The sequence below is a fragment of the [Bacteroides] pectinophilus genome, assembly GCA_025146925.1.
Lineage (GTDB): Bacteria > Bacillota > Clostridia > Lachnospirales > Lachnospiraceae > Bacteroides_F > Bacteroides_F pectinophilus.
On record CP102260.1, the window covers coordinates 268824 to 287904 of the forward strand.

At 36.9% G+C, this 19081-nt stretch carries 28 protein-coding genes; 2 read left to right on the forward strand and 26 right to left on the reverse strand.

Annotated features, from left to right (window positions below; all coding sequences use genetic code 11):
* Position 1 precedes the first annotated feature (1 nt).
* A complete protein-coding gene (locus NQ488_01120; protein UWN95942.1) occupies positions 2–169 on the forward strand; it encodes a hypothetical protein in 168 nt (55 codons plus the stop codon).
* 92 nt (positions 170–261) lie between these two features.
* On the opposite strand, the gene NQ488_01125 is transcribed toward NQ488_01120, so the two are convergent.
* The 11 genes from NQ488_01125 to NQ488_01175 form a co-directional block, all read right to left on the reverse strand.
* Positions 262–510 carry a flavodoxin gene (locus NQ488_01125; GenBank protein ID UWN95943.1) on the reverse strand — a complete coding sequence of 83 codons (249 nt, stop codon included), beginning with the start codon at positions 508–510 and terminating at the stop codon, positions 262–264.
* Between the two features lie 165 nt (positions 511–675).
* Positions 676–2256, reverse strand: coding sequence for a recombinase family protein (locus tag NQ488_01130; GenBank protein UWN95944.1), 1581 nt, complete (start codon positions 2254–2256; stop codon positions 676–678).
* Positions 2256–3899, reverse strand: coding sequence for a recombinase family protein (locus tag NQ488_01135; protein UWN95945.1), 1644 nt, complete (start codon positions 3897–3899; stop codon positions 2256–2258). The genes NQ488_01130 and NQ488_01135 overlap by 1 nt, the downstream gene beginning before the upstream one ends.
* Positions 3900–5561 carry a recombinase family protein gene (locus tag NQ488_01140; protein ID UWN95946.1) on the reverse strand — a complete coding sequence of 554 codons (1662 nt, stop codon included), beginning with the start codon at positions 5559–5561 and terminating at the stop codon, positions 3900–3902.
* 159 nt (positions 5562–5720) lie between these two features.
* A complete protein-coding gene (locus NQ488_01145) occupies positions 5721–5969 on the reverse strand; it encodes a hypothetical protein (GenBank protein ID UWN95947.1) in 249 nt (82 codons plus the stop codon).
* Positions 5970–6046: 77 nt separating this feature from the next.
* The gene (locus tag NQ488_01150) at positions 6047–6433 is read right to left on the reverse strand and encodes a type II toxin-antitoxin system PemK/MazF family toxin (protein ID UWN95948.1); all 387 of its coding nucleotides are present in this window, start codon (positions 6431–6433) and stop codon (positions 6047–6049) included.
* Positions 6426–6593, reverse strand: a complete 168-nt coding sequence (locus tag NQ488_01155) for a hypothetical protein (protein UWN95949.1) — start codon at positions 6591–6593, stop codon at positions 6426–6428. Before NQ488_01155 ends, NQ488_01150 begins: the two co-directional genes overlap by 8 nt.
* A complete protein-coding gene (locus NQ488_01160; GenBank protein UWN95950.1) occupies positions 6583–6903 on the reverse strand; it encodes a polysaccharide deacetylase in 321 nt (106 codons plus the stop codon). The genes NQ488_01155 and NQ488_01160 overlap by 11 nt, the downstream gene beginning before the upstream one ends.
* A gap of 8 nt (positions 6904–6911) precedes the next feature.
* The gene (locus NQ488_01165; protein UWN95951.1) at positions 6912–7334 is read right to left on the reverse strand and encodes a hypothetical protein; all 423 of its coding nucleotides are present in this window, start codon (positions 7332–7334) and stop codon (positions 6912–6914) included.
* Positions 7335–7986: 652 nt separating this feature from the next.
* Positions 7987–8310: a helix-turn-helix domain-containing protein gene (locus tag NQ488_01170; protein UWN95952.1), complete on the reverse strand. Its 324-nt coding sequence runs from the start codon at positions 8308–8310 to the stop codon at positions 7987–7989.
* 192 nt (positions 8311–8502) lie between these two features.
* Entirely contained in the window at positions 8503–8715 is a 213-nt protein-coding gene (locus NQ488_01175; GenBank protein ID UWN95953.1) for a helix-turn-helix transcriptional regulator, read from the reverse strand.
* 248 nt (positions 8716–8963) lie between these two features.
* On the opposite strand from NQ488_01175, the gene NQ488_01180 reads away from it, so the two are divergent.
* The gene (locus tag NQ488_01180) at positions 8964–9197 is read left to right on the forward strand and encodes a hypothetical protein (protein UWN95954.1); all 234 of its coding nucleotides are present in this window, start codon (positions 8964–8966) and stop codon (positions 9195–9197) included.
* Positions 9198–9221: 24 nt separating this feature from the next.
* Here NQ488_01180 and NQ488_01185 read toward each other — a convergent pair whose 3' ends face one another.
* From NQ488_01185 to NQ488_01255, 15 genes are all read right to left on the reverse strand, one after another.
* Positions 9222–9566, reverse strand: a complete 345-nt coding sequence (locus tag NQ488_01185) for a helix-turn-helix domain-containing protein (GenBank protein UWN95955.1) — start codon at positions 9564–9566, stop codon at positions 9222–9224.
* A gap of 260 nt (positions 9567–9826) precedes the next feature.
* Positions 9827–10441, reverse strand: coding sequence for a hypothetical protein (locus NQ488_01190; protein UWN95956.1), 615 nt, complete (start codon positions 10439–10441; stop codon positions 9827–9829).
* Positions 10442–10447: 6 nt separating this feature from the next.
* Positions 10448–10711, reverse strand: a complete 264-nt coding sequence (locus NQ488_01195) for a hypothetical protein (protein UWN95957.1) — start codon at positions 10709–10711, stop codon at positions 10448–10450.
* A 488-nt stretch (positions 10712–11199) separates the two neighbouring features.
* A complete protein-coding gene (locus NQ488_01200; GenBank protein ID UWN95958.1) occupies positions 11200–11886 on the reverse strand; it encodes an H-NS histone family protein in 687 nt (228 codons plus the stop codon).
* Positions 11887–12025: 139 nt separating this feature from the next.
* On the reverse strand, positions 12026–12523 hold the full coding sequence (locus tag NQ488_01205) for a hypothetical protein (GenBank protein UWN97075.1): 498 nt from the start codon (positions 12521–12523) through the stop codon (positions 12026–12028).
* Positions 12524–12630: 107 nt separating this feature from the next.
* Positions 12631–13158: a hypothetical protein gene (locus NQ488_01210; GenBank protein UWN95959.1), complete on the reverse strand. Its 528-nt coding sequence runs from the start codon at positions 13156–13158 to the stop codon at positions 12631–12633.
* A gap of 52 nt (positions 13159–13210) precedes the next feature.
* Positions 13211–13507, reverse strand: coding sequence for a hypothetical protein (locus NQ488_01215; protein ID UWN95960.1), 297 nt, complete (start codon positions 13505–13507; stop codon positions 13211–13213).
* Entirely contained in the window at positions 13504–13746 is a 243-nt protein-coding gene (locus NQ488_01220; protein ID UWN95961.1) for a hypothetical protein, read from the reverse strand. Before NQ488_01220 ends, NQ488_01215 begins: the two co-directional genes overlap by 4 nt.
* A gap of 97 nt (positions 13747–13843) precedes the next feature.
* A complete protein-coding gene (locus NQ488_01225; GenBank protein ID UWN95962.1) occupies positions 13844–13993 on the reverse strand; it encodes a cyclic lactone autoinducer peptide in 150 nt (49 codons plus the stop codon).
* Positions 13990–14571, reverse strand: coding sequence for an accessory gene regulator B family protein (locus NQ488_01230; GenBank protein UWN95963.1), 582 nt, complete (start codon positions 14569–14571; stop codon positions 13990–13992). Before NQ488_01230 ends, NQ488_01225 begins: the two co-directional genes overlap by 4 nt.
* Positions 14572–14707: 136 nt before the next feature.
* Positions 14708–16012: a GHKL domain-containing protein gene (locus NQ488_01235; protein UWN95964.1), complete on the reverse strand. Its 1305-nt coding sequence runs from the start codon at positions 16010–16012 to the stop codon at positions 14708–14710.
* The gene (locus NQ488_01240; protein ID UWN95965.1) at positions 16013–16771 is read right to left on the reverse strand and encodes a LytTR family DNA-binding domain-containing protein; all 759 of its coding nucleotides are present in this window, start codon (positions 16769–16771) and stop codon (positions 16013–16015) included. It lies immediately after the preceding gene.
* Positions 16772–16927: 156 nt separating this feature from the next.
* Entirely contained in the window at positions 16928–17512 is a 585-nt protein-coding gene (locus NQ488_01245) for an accessory gene regulator B family protein (protein UWN95966.1), read from the reverse strand.
* A gap of 14 nt (positions 17513–17526) precedes the next feature.
* Positions 17527–17691, reverse strand: a complete 165-nt coding sequence (locus NQ488_01250; protein ID UWN95967.1) for a cyclic lactone autoinducer peptide — start codon at positions 17689–17691, stop codon at positions 17527–17529.
* A 103-nt stretch (positions 17692–17794) separates the two neighbouring features.
* The gene (locus NQ488_01255; protein ID UWN95968.1) at positions 17795–19081 is read right to left on the reverse strand and encodes a GHKL domain-containing protein; all 1287 of its coding nucleotides are present in this window, start codon (positions 19079–19081) and stop codon (positions 17795–17797) included.

The following is a 19081-nucleotide window of genomic DNA, read 5'->3' on the forward strand; positions in this document are numbered from 1 at the left end:
GGTGTGCGAAGCATACGGAAGTGAAAGATTTACCGGACTCAGCGGGGGAATAGAGCGTGATGATAAGCGCATAGGCGCATTTTTTACAGATGGTTACACAAGAAAAGAATATCCAAACGATATAACATGTAAGACGGTTGTGTATTCAGGGAAAATAGGGAGAGAGTAAGAGATTAAGCGCATATTTACTTGATTTTAATCAACAAAAAGCCTCATCCTGCATCCGATATATGAATTCGGGTGCAGGGTGAGGCTTTTGTTTTACAGGTTAAGTCCGTCAATCCAGCGCTTGAACTTAGCTTCGTTAAAGCCGTTAACAAGCTTGGCAGGCTTCCAATTAACTGTTGCAGGACAGAGCTTGTGAAGTACTTCATCCATTTTGCCTGTGCCGCTTCCGCCTGATGTGCAGAAAGGAATGACTGTCTTTCCTGAGAAGTCATAGCTTTCAAGAAATGTATTGATTATTGTAGGTGCAACATACCACCAGATTGGGTAGCCTGCATCTGTCAAGACTGGGACAAAAAAAATTTTATTTTTTTCTGTACATATTCTATCAAACCCTTACTGATTTTTAAAGTACAGAATAGTTTATTACTCTTAACCTTTTCGTTACTACCCATAGAAGAAGCCAGCAGCTTTTTCACTACTGGCTTTCTATATTACTCATTTTGTTTACTACACTGCATTTCGGATAAAGTTCTCACCCTTAAACACAACCTCTATGTCTTTGTCGTTGTAAATGAGCACCTTATCAATTATGTTAGAAAGTACATCTCCGTCATACTGCTCCAGCATACTATACTGGGTTAGCTGTTCTATCTTCTCCTCTGCGTCAGGCTCCTGATTTGCAACTTTCTCCTGCAAATCTGATATCTGATTCTCCAGATCAGCTAACAGCTCTTGGTTTGTTTTTCTTAGCTGCACATATTCTTCTTTTGTGTACTTTCCCTCTCTGTATGACTGATAACAAGAAACTGTGCTGTTTGATATTCTGTCATACTCCGCTTTAAGCTCACTAATCAAATACTCATCGCTTGTCACCTTCCTTTTATCCTTTGATGCCTTTTTAAGTTCTTCTTCCTGTATAAGTGTTCTACAGATTTCCTTTGTGATTTCCAGCACCTTGTCCTGTGCTTCTGACTTCAGCATAAAAATCTGCTGACATTCGCCAGTCCTTACCATCCTGCGTTTTGGACAGAGGAGCTTCGGTGTACATACTGCACTGGAATTCATCAGCTTTCTTCCACAATAGGGACAGATAAAAAGATTTTTCTTACGTTTCTTTGTACTCTTTTCAATCCCTCTGGCTTCAACCCGTAGCATTTTATTGACTTCATCAAACATTTCATCGCTTACTATTCTTGGTATTGCACCTTCTACAACAGACCAGTCCTCTTTATTTCGTTTGCGAACCTTCTTATTATCTCCAAAACCAACAGTTTCACATTTATTCTGGATCATTATTCCTTTGTACTGCTCATTCTGGACAATCGCTATAACTTCTGAATTATCCCACATATAATCCCCTTTATTATGAACCGGAACATAATTGATTCCATTCTTCCACTGGTTTTGAACTCTTGTCGGGATTTTTCTCTCATTTAATATGCGGGCAACCTCACTTGCATTATATCCTGCAATGATCAGTGAAAATATCTCCACAACAACCTTTGCAGCTTCTTCATCTATTATCAGCTTATGCTTATCGTCTGGATCTTTCTTGTATCCATAGCAGACAAATGATGCCGTGTATTCGCCGCTCAGATTTCTTGTCCTTCTGGCACTCTTTACCTTTCTTGATAAATCCATACTGTAAAGCTGGTAAATCAGATTCTTATAAGCTACATCCATTCCTCCGGTAACACCAAAGTTTCTGTCACTGTCATAATTATCGTTGACAGAAATAAACCTCATTCCCATTGCAGGGAATACAAACTCCAGATAGTTGCCTACTTCAAGGTAATCCCTTCCAAATCGTGAAAAGTCTTTTACTATGATACATTCAAATCTTCCAAGCTCTGCGTCCTGTATGAGCCTTTGGAATTCTGCCCTGTTATTGAACATTGTTCCCGAATATCCGTCATCAAAGTATTCCAGTACCTCAAAACCTGCAAATTCCTCTGTTTTCTTGATATACGCATACAAGAGTTTTCTCTGTCCTGTAATACTGTTACTTTCGTCTTTTGTTCCTTCTTTTACCTCCTCATCCGCATCCGAGAGACGGATATAAAAGGCTAATTTTCTTTTCTCAGCCATTATCCTGCCTCTCTTTCCATATTCAGTTCTGCGAATTTTTTCAGTTCATCTTCATAGTTCAAAACGATCTCAAGATTCTTGTTTTCGTATATGCGTACCTGTGCAACAAACAAATCGACCATTTCCTGCGTCAACTTGCGTTTTCCTTTAAAACGGAGCATTTCAGCTTTTAACTGGGCAACGGTCTTTTCAGCACTTTCATACTGACTTGCCGCCTGCCTGTATTCATCAGCCTGTATCTTCAATTTCTCAATACGCTGTGAATACTCCCTGTTCAGTTGCAGATATTCCTTTTCATCAAGCAAATCTTCCGTGTAATCAGCATACAGACCGCTCTTTAATTCCATAAGTCTGTCCATTTCCTTGACACACTTATTCACAGCTTCCGTATATACCTGTTCCTGTCTGATTACACTGCTGTCATTGTGATGTTCCTTTAATATTTTTTCCCTGTCAATAAAGACCTGTATCTGCTCCTTTATAACAGCAAGCACCGCTGCATATATATCGTCTACCTTTACAGGCAGGCAGTTGCAACTGTCCTTTCCATATCTTTTTCTATGCGTACACATATAAACCTTTCCATATTTCTCAGGGTGGATATGGATACTGCTTCCACAACAGCCGCAGGTGATTTTGCCTTTCAGCATATTCACGGTCTGCTTTTTTGCTGGCTTTATTACCTTTCTTTTGTTCTTCTGCACCGCATAGAACTGTTCCTTTGTGATAAGTGCAATATGATGATTTTCAAAAACATACCACTCATCTTTATTGGTAGTATGCCTCTTTTCGTGTCTGTACAAGCATACCCTGTCTTTACCTGTCACATATCTTCCAATATAGACTTCATTCTTTAAAATCTGTGACAATGTATCAACAGTCCACTTAACTCCACGCAGCTTTTCAAGTTTCTCTATATTATGCCTTACTTTGTACTGGGCAGGTGTAAGGATATGCTTCGCATTCAGTTCTGCCGCTATCACAGAATGCAGTGTACCTTTTTCTGCCTCATTAAAAATCCACCTTACAACATCTGCGGCTTCCTTATCCTCAACCATTACCCTGACTTTGTTTTCATCAAGAACCACCTTATACCCATAAGTCACTCTGCCAACTGGAATACCTTTTTCCATCGCTTCCTGCTTACTGGAAGATATTTTCTTTGAAATATCCTTAGCATACAGATCATTGGCTATATTCGTGACCGCAACCATAAGGTCTGCGTCTTTCTTTGAGGAATCATAATTATCCGTAATCGCTACAAAGCGGATATTCATCATCGGGAATACACGCTCTACCAGATTGCCCGTTTCAATGTAATCTCTACCCAAGCGGGACAAATCCTTTACGACAATGCAGTTGATCCTTCCTGCCCTCATATCTGACATCATACGCTCAAATTCCGGTCTGTCGAATGTTGTACCGGAAATTTCATCATCCATATAGATGTCATGGATTTCCATATCCATCTGCTGATCCACAAAGTTCTTAATGAGATTTCTCTGATTGATCAGGGTTTTTCTGTCTCTCGTTTCATCTTTTTCCGCAGACAATCTCACATATATGGCAGTTTTATACACTTTGGATAATACATTCAGTGTATCCGGTGATTGTTTCGGCTGTGTTCTTGACTTCCTTGCCATTTAGACCACCAGCCTTTCCGTATCCTGCTGTTTTTCCAGCTCCCCGGCTCTTGCAACGATTTTCCTGTATTCATCGTCACAATCCAGTACGATTTCTATATCACCGCCCTCATATACCTTTACGGACTGTATAAGGCTCACTACCACATTACGGGTAAGAGAAGGCATTGTTTTCCATTTCCTGTGTTCTTCCAGCCACTCGGTATCTCTTTCAATTCCGGCAGCAATGTTTTCTGCTTCTTTCTGTAACCTGTCGATTGCCTTTTCCGCTTCAGACCTTTTTACTTCAAAGCTCTCCTTGATAATCGCAAAGTCTGATTTATCAACGATTCCATCTTTGTAGTCCTCATAAAGTGAAACAAGCATCTGATTATATTTGGTTATCTCTTTCTCTTTTGCACTGATCCTCTCTTTTGTCTTTTTCTGGTCTATTCTGAAATTGGCATTGTTGCCAGCTTCCTTTATCACTTCATCAGCGTCCAGAAGTGTTGCTGTCATTTCCCTCAAGGTATCAAATACACGGCTTTCCAAGTCTGCCTCTTTTATCCTGTGGGAGCTGCACTTCTTATTCTTCTTGTTATTGGAACACATATAGTAAACATACTTTTTCCCATTTACCGTAGACACCTTTCGTGTCATAAGTGCTCCACAATCGGCACATACTGCTATTCCGGATAAAAGATAGATAGAGTCTTTCCCCGGTGCCATTCTCATATCCACTGACAACAGACGCTGTACAATCTGGAATGTTCTTAAAGATACCAGTGCCTCGTGATTGTTGTGGCATACTGCCCATTTCTCCTGTGGCTTTAATATCCTTGTTTTAACCTTATGGTTAGGTGTTGTGATTTTGCCCTGTACAAGCGTTCCTGTATAAATAATATTCGTTGCAATACGCCTTACAGCAACAGGAGTCCACAACAGCTCGTCTTTCTTCTGAAATGCTGTCTTATAATTCTCTCCCTTGCTGAGCTTATATGCCATAGGTGAGAGAATACCAAGAGCATTCAGCTTGTCACTTATGGCATCAAGGCTCATTCCGTTCTTTATCCAGTGGAAAATATCCTGAACCACCGGACCAGCATATTCGTCAGGAACAATCACATTATGGTCAATCTCAGATTTCTTGTAGCCATAGACACAGTAATTTCCTACAAATTCTCCGTTCTGTCTCTTTGTTTCAAGGTGGCTTCGGATTTTTATGGAAATATCCCTGCAATAAGCGTCATTGATAAGATTCTTAAACGGAATGATTATCTCGTTTCCCTGTGCCTGTGTATCTGCACTGTCATAGGCATCATTGATCGCTATAAATCGTATCCCCATTGCAGGAAACATCCGCTCAATGTATCTCCCTGCGTCGATATACTCTCTTGCAAACCTCGAAAGATCTTTTACAACGATACAGTCTATAATACCGTCTTTCACATCCTGCATCATAAGTTTAAATGCCGGACGGTCAAAAGTTGCCCCTGAATAGCCGTCATCCTCACGGATTGATACTATTTCAATATCTTCTTTGTCTTTTAAATAATTAAGTATCAGGGATTTCTGATTTGAGATACTGTTACTTTCAGCTTTTCTCACATCATCAAGATCGCCATCTTCCTTAGATAATCTAACATAGATGGCTGCTCTGTAAATTCTTTTAGAATTGTTCATGTCCACCACTCCTTCGATTTTCTAAGTTAGAAGTCCCAAATCAAGAGGAATGGAAACATAAATATGAAATTGATACCCTTTCGGGTTAGATGTCCTTATTTGTCTGTAATGATATCACAAATCCATCTGAATTTCCACCCCTAATTTTGGCTGACTGCTCTATACATTGGCAAGCATAGCAATATAATTGTCTTTCAGGCTTTCCCCGTTATCAGAAAATGAAATCTTAATTTTGCTCTTTCCTGATCTGCGGAAATACGGATTACCTGTCTTTGCAATCATTCCCGCAACCTTCTTTTCCACAGGCATTCCGTCAGCGTACTTTATGCTGTTTACTTCCACCAATGTATCAATATCCACATCTTCTAATCTCTGTGCCGATATTTTGTCCAACTGTTCAACTGTCATCCTATCCCTCCAATCAAATTAAGCCACCAGATATGCTGACGGCTATGTAACACCGGAGCTTTCGCCCCGGCTGGAATTTATGCGATTGGATTATTATGTTTTGTACTCATACCCAACTGGATCTGCATACCTTTTGTTATCTGTCTTAACTGGTTTTTGCTTACTTTCCCGATTTTTTCTATCAGGTCCGTATCTTTCACATCACATAACTGCTCACACTGAGCGATACTGTTCGTTCTTAATCCAACAGCCTTAAACGAACTGATAAAAATATGTGTTGGCAGATATGTCTTTTTATGAATCTTACTTGTAAGCGGTACTGCATGGAATACCGTGCTATGTCTGTTTGCACTGTCATTGCTCACAATCACTACTGGTCTGATACCGTGCAGCTTGTGGTCATTCTCATCTTCCGGTACTCCAAAATCAACCATCCAGATATCGCCCCGTCTTATTTCACTCATAATATTCACTTCCTTGTCTGTCAACTGGTATTTCCTGCCCACGGATATATTCGACAGCTTCCTGTTCCGTAGGGCAGGCAACAACTCTGTCTCCTTTCCCATCAAACACCACGGTTTCTGATGAAAATGTCACTATGCTTAATTCCTTTTTATCCGGCATTATCCTCCTCAAACGAGATGAGAGCAGGTTCATAGCCCCTGCTCTCGTCATTAATACTGATACCGTGCTCCGCTGCAAGCTCCATAATACCCTTTACCACATCTTTGTCCGATGAAATATCATAGATACTGCTTACCAGAATACTGATAATGGAATCTCTTTCGATATAAAATTTAAGTCTTTCCACAGACTTCGTATCTTTAAAGATTGTTTCTACAATCTCAAAATCCGCTTTCTTAGCATATGCTTCTATCCTGTCTGCGGCTCTGTCGGCATTCCTGCCTACACAGATAACACAACACTTACTCATAAAACCTCCTATCTGTCGGCTCTGAGACGTCTGAAAAATACTGCCATAAAATCAGCAAGTGAAACAATACCGTTATCTTCCTTTTTCCCTGCCTGCTCCATCTTCTGATAATATCCAGCCATATCATCGTTTGCTGTCTCAACCGTAATGCCGTGCTCTCCGAGCATAATGATGTTATCCATAATTGTTTCTTCACAATCACCGACCATATCACTCATAAGAGTAACAACCACATCAACATCTTCCACCTCTGCCATACCGACAAAGGCAAACTTCATAGGAAATGTCATTCCCTCCGGTCTTGCGTTCTCTGAAATGACTGCAACCACCTCATATCCATTCACAGTGCAATACTCCTCAAGAACCTGCATTACCATCTGATCCGCTGCCTCATTTCCTGTTGCTCCAAAATATATAACTGCTTTATTCATTTTAAAATCTCCATTCCTGTTTTTATTTTGATTTGATATCCTGTGCACACTTTATCTCCTCACATAAACTGACCTGCCAATGCTCTCTGCACTTATAAGCCCCGTTGTTGTCTGCTGGTTACTGCAAATCAGTTTGTGTGGGAAGATAAAATACTATCTTCCCGGTTTCTTAACCATCCCCGTATCGGGTAACATATCCTTTGCCAGCCACAAACACTTCGTAGTTTCCTGCCCATCTGGACTTACGAAAGTAGCCACTCTCTGAAAATGCGTTTTGCTGAAATTCAGGTGCACTTATTATCTCATTACCTCCGGCTGCTAACCCGGTAGGCACAACCCTCTGCTCTTATCCTTAAAGGCTCCTGCTGTTACGTTTCTCATAATCGGCTACAGCTCTGAGGATAGTCATCGCACGAAATGGGATTCTGCCACCCTGTCATAGACAAGGCGATATAAGCTCGTGGGATATGCGTGTCCTATTCTGTTTTCAATATTCAACGGTTCTTTTCTCAGAACCTGAACAAAGTATAACTGACACCACGCATCTTCTACAGTAACCGACACTCTTTTGAACTAAGAGTAACACTCCCACCTGTTCCAAATCCTTATAAAAAAAGCCGGACTGCATTATCAAAAATGCAATCCGACTTTTTTATTCTGTCAGAAGTTTCATATTGTCAACGGCATTTAATACCATATTCCGGATAAACTGTACTTCCTTCTCCTTCAGACCAACCAGCAGATCATCGACTTCTGTCTTTCTTTCACACCCACACACAAGATAATCCAACGTTATATGAAACAATTCAGCAATACTAATCAGCGTATCTATTTTTGCTCCATTTACACCAGCTTCAATTTTCCGCAGAGCATCCACTGACAATCCAATCTGCTCGGCAAGCTGCTGTCTTGTCATTCTTCTTGCCGCACGCAACTCTTTTATTCTTTCTCCACTATTAACAATATCGTAGTACACCTTCCACTCTTTTCCGGCACCTTATATATTTGCTTAAGCTGTATTCATTGTACCGTAAGCGAATCTTTTGTAAGAGTGACTAAACCAGCTATTTCAGGTGGAATATTGTACACCTTAATACCAAGAATATAAATATTTGCGGATTAAAAAAGAGATATTTCCAAACTCTCATTACATTTTGGAAATATCTCTTTACTTAATATCCTCATCCGGCACAAACTCCATGATGTCCTCTATCTTACAATCAAGTATGGAACATAATCTGTTAAGGATTACCGTTTTTACGACCATATTCTTTCGCAATCGCTGTAACTGTGCTTTATCTATTCCATAATCTTTAATTAGTGCATACTGGCTAATATTTTTCTTCTTGAGTGTGATCCATAACCTGTCATATACTATCATTACAAAGACCTCCTCCTTGTATTCTACGCAAGAGTGTCCTATAATGATATGGTGCGTGTATGCACCATACTGTATGTATATGATAGAATAGAAAATAGCCATAATCTGCATAGAAAACAGCTCTCAAGGTTATTATGTAATATAGAACGGATTATCTGTTTTACTTTTATGGTATTCAACCGGGACAATTCAAGCACCTGACAATTTGACCGCAAATACCCTTCTCAGAAAGGATTCACAACAACACTATGAATGATAAAAACACATACTCTGTTGATAAATATTTGGAAATCATTGCCGAAAAAGAAGGAATCACAAAAGAAGAAGTCCAACAGGAAATTGGGCGGGCAGTTTCCATTGCTTTAAAAAGCCCTGATCCAAAAATGCAACGCTTCTGGACAGACTTTCCATGTGAAAATGATACTCCCACCATTGAAGAAATCATATACCATCTCGCTGAAAAATTTGCAAAAGAGTCATAGACAAAGGACAGGATAACTACCCGTCTATTCACTCAGATAATCTTCCTGTCCTCTTAATATTTGTTCAATCATATGTAATGCAAATTCTATTTCTCTTTCGTCACATCGATTCATCATAAATGCAAAACGCTCAATGTGTTTTTCTGGGTGCTGCTGGCTCATCAAAACCATAGGCGATGACTCCAATGCATGAACAATATTCAAATATGTATCAAGACTCATTGCCCTTCTGCCATTTTCAACACTTTTGATAGTATCCAATGATACATCTGCCCGTTCTGCAAGCTCTGCCTGTGTAATTCCAAGCCTTCTGCGTTCTTTTCTGATATTCTCTGCAATAATTTCGTATATGTGCTCTCTTTTCCCCATAGCCCCATCATCCTTTCTGACTTATCGCATTATATCAGAAATTATTATGGGTTTTAGGAAACTGTAATCCTTTGACATTTTCGTGTAATACTTTGCATATTCCTTCTAAACACCAATCTACTTTTACACTGAAATTTAAAATTTCAGCAAAATGTATATAACAACATGAGAAAAGCCCGTGGCAGATCCACGAGCTTTATCTCCAGTTTGAAGCATGGATATAGATAGTTCCCTGCTTTTATTTAGTGTAACATACACCTTTACTTAGCTACATGTGTAAAATCCCAGTGCGAAAATACGTCTACATAGCAGGTTTTTGTTTCAACCACATATCTCTCCATGCCGCCTAATGCTTCATTATATCTTTCTTTATATTTTGTCTCAACGACCTTATATGTATAATACATAGGACGATATTTGATTAAATAATGAGATCCTTTTGGAACAGTTACGGAGTATCCGCTACCTAAAGAATATGATTTTGATGCACCTAGTGTAACACCCAACTCACTTCCTATAGTTCCACCATTTGTATATCCACCGGAAACTGAAGCTTTAAAGGAAATATTATAAGAAGTATCTTGAGTGTAATTCAATGATAATTTTGCGCTAGATGTAGAACTACCACCACTCGTGCCATTTCTCCATGCACCACTTTTTAAACTACCTTTGGTATATTGATAACCATATACGGTAACAAAATCAGAAATGCGTTCTTCATTTTCCTCATCAGCTTTAATTTCCGTTTCAAAATAATCAGCTCCATCATGAGGCAAATTTTCAGTGTCATAGTTATGAGTCTCCGCAGCAAACGCTGTTGTCGAGCACCCCAAAATCAATATAAAACTTAAAACCATACTAATTATTTTTTTCATTAGAAGTCACCCCCGCTTTGCTTTAAAAAAACTATAAACCAGATAAATAATTGCCAAAATGATACTAAAAACAAAAAAGCCACCAATATAAATAAGAGGACTTTTAAAAAGATAATCCATGTTATTGGTAAGATATCCATTTCCTGAACTAAATCCAGTTATTGAGTCAATATATTGGACAATAATGGAAAGAAACGGAAGCGTACTTAAACCAAATATGCCAAAAATTATCATTATTATAGCTAAAATCTTCAAATGAAAATCTTTCATCAAAATCACCCCCTATTTTAATATCATTTTGTCGTTATATGCAGATCATTCTATAAGCATATTCATAATTATATTTACTTCTCCTTTCCTCAGTATTCAATGTGCCATATAGAGCAATCTGTTGTATATTCTAAGAATAGCAGGAATCAAAGCAAAAGAAAATATCCTATGCAGAAAGTGACCTGTTTTTGCAGAAAATGACCAACAGAACAAAAATTACTCAGAAATCAAGTAAAAAACACAGCATTGATACTATTTCAAAGCTACAGTTCTACTCTAAAGAATATATTGAGAGTACGCTTTCAACAATATTTCCTAGTCTAAAAACGGTATTAGAAGAATTTTGGTAAAAATTTAGCAGGCAATAATTTGAATATTATTGCCTGCCAAATTAATGATGAAATCATATGATTCTTCTGTCAATCAGAACCAATCTGCTTTCTCCTATCGGAGTCCAAGCATACACACTCTTGCAATATAACGTATCATCAGCTCCGAGCCTGTGCTTTCTGTATATTGTCTGACCAATACTTATTGCTGAAAAAATTCCCATTTCTAGGCAAATTTCTGAACATATCCATAACAATATCATATGATAAGCCTGATGTGTCCACAAACATCTCTTTCCCATCTTTAGATTTAACTGCAATTCCGTTATCACCCACATACGCTACTGTATTGTCATCTAATTTCTGTATTAATCCCGTCATTTCCGCAAATTTCTTTAGCGCAAACTCCCCGGATTCTTCACAAAGTTTTCGGAACTTTTCTGCATCCTCACCTACCATATACGGATATTTTCCATCTCTAATATACCATGAAATTCCCGTTTCTGAATCCGTGTATTTAGGATCAGTTAATGCCCACTCTTCCAAAGGAACACCCTGATACCATACTGTCATTTTTTCACTGGAATCATTGCTTATTTCTGGTTCATCATTTTGAATTTCTTTCTCAGCAATTTCATCCTGCCCCTGTTCATATCCTCTACATGACACGTTACACTTTAGTGCCTCATAAATTTCTTGAACATTTGCATATTTGTTAACTGCTGCAACATCCGGTGTCTCTAACACTTCCTTTTGTTGAAAAGCCTTTGATTGGTTATATTTTGAACCTGATTTTCTTCCTGCGTAAATATTGTTATTTACAGCGGTATTTACCATATTTACCATATTTATAATCCCTCCAGCAGCAATATAATCTAATTTTCTTATTATAGTATGTTGCACTTTATGCCAGATTGCTATAAAATGCAACATACAATGAAAATATTCTGTTGCGCTTGCTTAATATCCCATATTCAAGCAGCTATTATTGTGCATAAGCAGCAGAAGCAATATAGCCTACCTGCGAAGACCCAACAGAATACAACTCATAATGGAAATGGTATCTAACGCCTACCTTAACACCTGTAAATGTCAGTGTCCATGAATCTCCTGAATAGTTAGCAATTTGTACCGGTGCACTTGTTCCGTCATTTCCTACAAGAGTAATTGTTCCCTGAAGATAATCTGTTCCACTTTCATTAGGCATATAAACATTTAAGCACAACTTTGTAACGCTTGAGTTATTAATGGTGTAATAATAATTTCCGTTGAATACACCGCTTCTGGAATTGCTTCTTGTAATGGTTCTATTTGCATCATACTGAATCGTATCTGCAAGAGCAACGGCGTCATCATAAGCAGGTACTACGTCCAAATCGCCACAATCGCTTACTTCTACTGCCTTATTTGCATTAGGGGCAGCCTGTCCCTGAGTGGATACTTCACTTGCAAACGCAGTTGTTCCCATTGCCAAACATAACATCAAACTCAACACCAACGCCTTTAAACTTTTTACTTTCTTCATTTTAAAATCTCCTTTCAAATTAACATCGTATAAATTTTCATTCCAACAGGAATCTATAAACAACTTTATGCTTTTTTCTGTCTTTCCAGATTTAGATAAGTATTCATATTTCGCATATAAAACATCTGCAAATCATACTTTCCTAATTTGTTCATATCCTGAATAACCTTTTCAAAGCTGGATATAAGGTCACATCTTTCATTTAATCCCATGTGACCAGTTTCTTGTGGAAAAGAGCTGAGACTATTACCCCTATCAACATCATAATATGCCTCCAAAGCACTCATTTCGACATAAGAAGCATTTCTCAAATCAATATCGTTAATATTAATCTTTTCTTCAAATTCTTTTCCATTTTCATCAATCCCTTTGGCTATCACTACAGGATTATCATCTGTTGACTCTTCTGCATACTTAATATAAAACGAAAGACCGGTTCCATTTCCGCCTGAAAACAACATATCATCCGTCTTTAAATACACTTTCATTGATGTCTGAGGAAATGCCTCATTTCCGTTAACAGATGTTTTGCTATTGTTTTGTCGCTTTCCAAATAATTCAGATACACTCTGCACTCCCGAACCAATACGCATTTAACCACCTCCATTCGCATTATAATATGTTATTTATATGAATTAACATATATTAGTTTGCACTAAACGTGAATACCGTTGAAAAGGAACGTGTAGTATTAGGGAAGTTTGTTGACCTGAAAGTTGTATTAAATCTATAACTTCCCGCTTGCGTAATCGGACCACAATCATATGTATAATAGAAGCCATCTGCGCCTGTACCAGATATAATAAATGGCTCCTGATGTATCCACGAAATACTTCTTCCATCAAATGTTGTAGTATCGCTGCCATATCCATATACCTTGATCGTAACGCCAAAATTTCCATTTGTAAGCCAGCCATATTTATAAAGTGAAATGCTTGTCACCTGCGGAGCCGGTCCATCTCCAGGCCACCATAGCGGATTAATCCCTTCCTCATTACCACTGCCTTCAATATTGTTCCTTCCTGATCTCCTGCAATATTCACCGTCATTCCACCATCATTGGTTTCAGAATATTCAGGAATACTACTCTCCTTTTCTGCTGCTGACACCATTGTTCCCATACCCATTAACATAGTCAATGCTAATGCAAATGCAATAACTTTCTTAATTTTTTTTAACATATCAGTACCTCCTTTTTATACTTGTCATCTTGGAATAAACAATTAAGTTCCTATAGCATCTATGGCTACAGATATAATAGTAAAACACGCCAGTTAACTATCTTTCACTTTTCTTCTGGATAATCGGACGTTTCGGCTGATGAAATATTCCCATGCATGCAGGTGGGAATCTATCTATTCCATATACAGCTTCATTTCTCATGACATGTTCTACAACCTTCAACACTTTCTTATTAACCTTCTTCATTCTTTCACCTCCTGTTTAAAAATTTTTGCTATACACAGCAAAGCTGCACATAATATAACAGCTATTGCCATATAACTAACGTAAACCATATCTGCATCTAACAGAACACAGCCAAGTATTATGCACCCCTCAAGTAAAACAATAGTCCTCGCAGATTTTTTCGATTCCATCAATTCATCTGATGTCATGTGCATATTAGGATGATTCGCTGTACCAATCAATCCTATCCCTGTTATAGCAAGTAGTACTATTGCAAATAACCATTGTGGATGTTCTGACAATTTTTCACTTATAATCACGATAACTAAATAAGAAACAATGGATGCTAAATAACATCTATAAAACTTGTCCAGATGATATCCGCCAGTTCTCTTTCTTAATTCTAAAAAAAACACAAGAAAAAATATAGTTGGGAGCAGCTTGTGAAACATCAAACTGATTACGATAATACTGCCAACAGTAATAAATTTCTCTATCCAACAGATAAAAACATAAACATATCTTGCTTCCATCTCTTTGTCAATTAACCTTGCTTCAGTCATCTGACCAATTAAATCATCAGCTATTTTTTCAATCATAGTTATGCCTCCTGCCAAATTAAGTATAACTTTATCTGTTTACAAAACAATATCCATTGCAGAAAGTGACCTTTTTTTGCAGAAAATGACAAAAAAAGTGATTTGCTTGCAGCAAATCACTTTTTTAAGGTTCATCTTAGTTTGGCAATATAACTGAGAAGTAGAACTCATTATTATCATTTCGTATAGCATAAGAGCCTTGATATTTTGTTATAACCTCAATTATATTTTTTATTCCAACCCCATGCTCATCCATTTCATATTTCTTTGAGGTCTGTATTTCTCCATCTTTAATATTAAGTTTACCATCATATGTATTCTTTACAGATATAATAATGTTGTCTTTCTCTTTAACCAGTTTCATTTTCATAAATTTTTTGCCTGAGCACTTTTCACAAGCCTCTATTGCATTATTCAAAAGATTCGATAATATAACAACAATATCCTCATCACACATTTTAATTCCTGATAGATCATTGATTTGAAAGATAAATACAATGCCTTTATCCAATGTTTCCTTATATTTGCTATTTAATATAGCATCAATAATCATATTATTTGTTTTAATATAATCTAACTCTGTACTCAAATTTCCGCTTATACTTTTCACATAATCCTTTAGTTCATCATAATTTTCCATCTCTATCAAAGACTCAATGCACATAATCTGGTTCTTATATTCATGTGTTTTTTTCCGTTGTTTAACAAAATTTTCTGAAATAGAACGGTACATGTCTGTCTGATTTCGTGCTTTCAGTTGAAACACTTCATTTTCACGAATCTTAATTTCACGTTTTAATATATCATTTATCATATAGAACACAACTATATTCATCCCTGCTAAACACAATGCTATAACCAAGAATACATTTTCCTGCTTTTGATTCTCAATGTTTCCAGATGTCATGATCAATGCAATAACTGTGAAGATTGTAAAAACTGGGAAAAAAATAAATCGAAGCCAATCTGTACTTCTTAAAACATCCGAGGACTCCCCTCCTACTTTCTTCCTGATAAGCAAAACAACTAGGAAAAGAATTATTTTTCCCAAAACCGTTATTAAACTTCCACCTACAAAATGCAACCTGCTAATTTCTGCTATACTATCAAAAAGAGAAACATTTAACCATAGTGTAAAATAGTCTACAGAAAGCAGCAATGCCTGAAATAATAATGATAAGATTATTGCTTTTCCGAAATGAATTTTAAAATAAAAGCACATAAACACCGCAACAGCAACTATAGCCAATATTTGTTTCAAGATAAACTTATCATAAAATAATGAAGCTATTACATATTCACATACCACAATTCCTAAAATAATACTATAATTTCTATAATTATTTTTTGATCTCTTTTCAGCAAAACTTTCAAAAAATATTTTGCAGCATATTACCTCCAATATTATCATCATAATACTTTGAATGTAACTAATCAGCATCTACAATTCTCCTTTATACGAAACAAATGTTTCTTCAACAAATTTATATCGTGCTTTTGGAATTTCCAACTTAATACCATTGTTCAATAACGCCTCATACCGGCTGACTTTCTCAATATGCTTCATATTAACCAGATAACTTTGATGTATCCGGATAAAATCATTACCTTGCAACTCTTTTTCCAGCTCATCTAGTTTGCCATATATTGAATATTTTTTTAACTTGTCCTCCATAATGTAAAACTCAAGTTTATGCAATCTGCTCTCTATGTATAACAAACGCTCTAATGCTACAATCTTTGTACCCTCATTAAAGTTAAATTTCTTCTTTTGGGCTACATAATTCATATTCAAGCTGATTGCATCCATACACTCAAATATTAGTTCCGGAAAATTTACATTATTTTTCAGAATATATCTTATAGCTCCTACGCTGTATCCTTGAGGGGCACATGTAATAAATGCTGTAACAAAAACTATAAAAACATCATTGCTGACTTTTCTTATTTTCTGCGCAGTTTCCATTCCATCCAGTTCATCCATATTTACATCCAGAAAAACAATATCATACTTTGCTAGATTGATACCTAAACTTATAAAATCCTTTCCTGATTCAAATTCATCAATTTCGTATAATATATCATTTTCATTCATATATTCTATTAAAATATCATGAATGCGTTTTCTAAATTGTCTTTCATCATCACATATAGCAATTCTGAACATATGCTCATCCCCTTCCACACACAAATTTGACATACTTCTTTCATTTGGTTGGATTATTTTTTTTATATTTTCCTATTTTTTATTATATTTCGGCATTTTCATCCAAAATTTTAACCATTACTCTATATTTGTAATATTCCATGTTCGTCTACAAAATTATATATCAATACCTATTTTTAATACATTTTGCTATTGCACATATCGTTTCACTGCAATCTTTCCCATAACCATAAATACTGCTATCAGGACTATACTCACATACCCAGCATAAAAATAATCTTGTAGATCCAAACAAAATAAAATGATAAGAACACATACCTGCAATGCTGTTATGCAATGTGTTACCCTTGCATAATACTTTCTTTCTTCCTCATCAAGAGGTTTATTGATACTTTCCACTGGGGCAAGGACAATAATAATTACCACTGCAAGAACTCCGATCAATAAAATCACGGCATTAGGAACATTTTTCATTACAGGCTCATATGTATAAACCGGAATAAATAAAATTGCCATTGATATCAAAAAACAGCCGATTCTACTCTTACAGTGGCTGCCCCCACTATAGCTTCTCAACGAGGCATAAAATAACAGGAAGACCAGAACAAGTCCCGGTCTCCCCGTCACAATGCCAAATATTCCAGAAGCCAAAAGGTTTCCTGCAACAACAATGCCATTTTCTATCCCATATTGGTACAGTTCTGCATCCTCTTTTTGCACAATCTCCTTTTGTATCAATATTTCATTTATCTTCTTTGCAAATTTAGCAATCATACCCTGTTACCACCTTAAAATTTTCTAAGTTTTTTCGCATTATCCGGTAACTTGTCCTGTCCGAAAATAAACCAGCAGCAACGGTTCATATTGGTTGCAGTTACCGTAAGGGCAAGTGCTGCCACGCTGGTTAATGCTCCATGACTGAGTCGGTTCATCAATCTTCTTAATTTTGACATATATGTATGTCCTCCTTTGCATTTGATGAATGCACTATATCATACTTTACAGGAAAATGCGGCAAAGTGTAACAGATTGACATTTAAGTGTAACGCTTTGCATTTATTCCTTCACTTCAATTCCATAGAGCATTGCTGAAACCTCAAATATATCCCCTTTATCTGTAAAACTTACCGTTCCATTGTATTTTTCTACCACTTTGCGGACACTCTGAACACCATGCCCATGTCGGATATTATCTTTCTTGGTTGTTTTCAGGCTTTTATTTTTCTTTCCTGTTTTGCTGTTTGTTATTACAAGAAGCAAAATCCCCGACTGGTACTTATTTTCAATCTTTACAAAACGCTGTCCCTCCGGCACCTTGCTACAGGCTTCTACCGCATTATCCACAAGATTTCCATACAATACACCTATATCCCCATGATCAAGCTGCATCTTCTTTGGAATACGAATAGATGTTTCTACTTTTATCCCCCTTGCCTTTGCCCTGCCAAATTTAATGCGGAGCACAGAATCTACGATTGGATTATCAGAATACTGCTTTTCATCTATCTGCTCAAATTCTATGCACATCGCACCGATTTTCTCTGAAAGTTCATGCCCATCACTATTTTCCAACAGATGATACAGTTCATGCAATTTATGTTTCATATCGTGCTTTAACTTCTGCACTTCCTTATTCTGTTTTTCTGCTTCTTCATAATAGATGTCTTTATAGTGCATTTCTTCCCTGTACATTGCATCCTCATACTGTTTTTGCACAAGATAATTAAAACGTTCCATCATATACAGCATAAAATAATCTGTCAGGACAATGGAAATTACAATACTGGCACACATAAGCAGGCTTTTTTCACTGCCAGCTTCCAATGACAAAAGAATAACAAAGCAGCAGTTCAACACCGTAAAGGCAAATACCATAACAAGCACACCCAAAATTTCTTTCGGAAAATCAGCAATCTGCATCCCTTTCTTTGAAATCAATTTTGACAGAATATACATCACATTTCCACGAACAAAGCTGCATATTACCATTACAAAATAATATTTATAACTTTCTCCCATATGAAAATTCATAGCATGGAGTAACAGCAAGGCTACAGGTTCAAACAGCATTCCAATACCCATGAATGTCACAATATTTATAATTCTCGTCCACATTCCTGATTCATAATAAAATGATAACAGTATAAGCACAATCAAAAGAGTCGCAAGATTCAGATACGGATTTTTTATGCTACTGACAAATGTCCATATAATTGCAGCAATGGTAAATCCAGCCCATATCCATACCTTTGATACTGGTTTCATTTTCTTATTGGAATGAAAATAATACATAAACACTGCCAGATCAAACAGGCTGATGGCAAAGCGTATCACATATTCCAT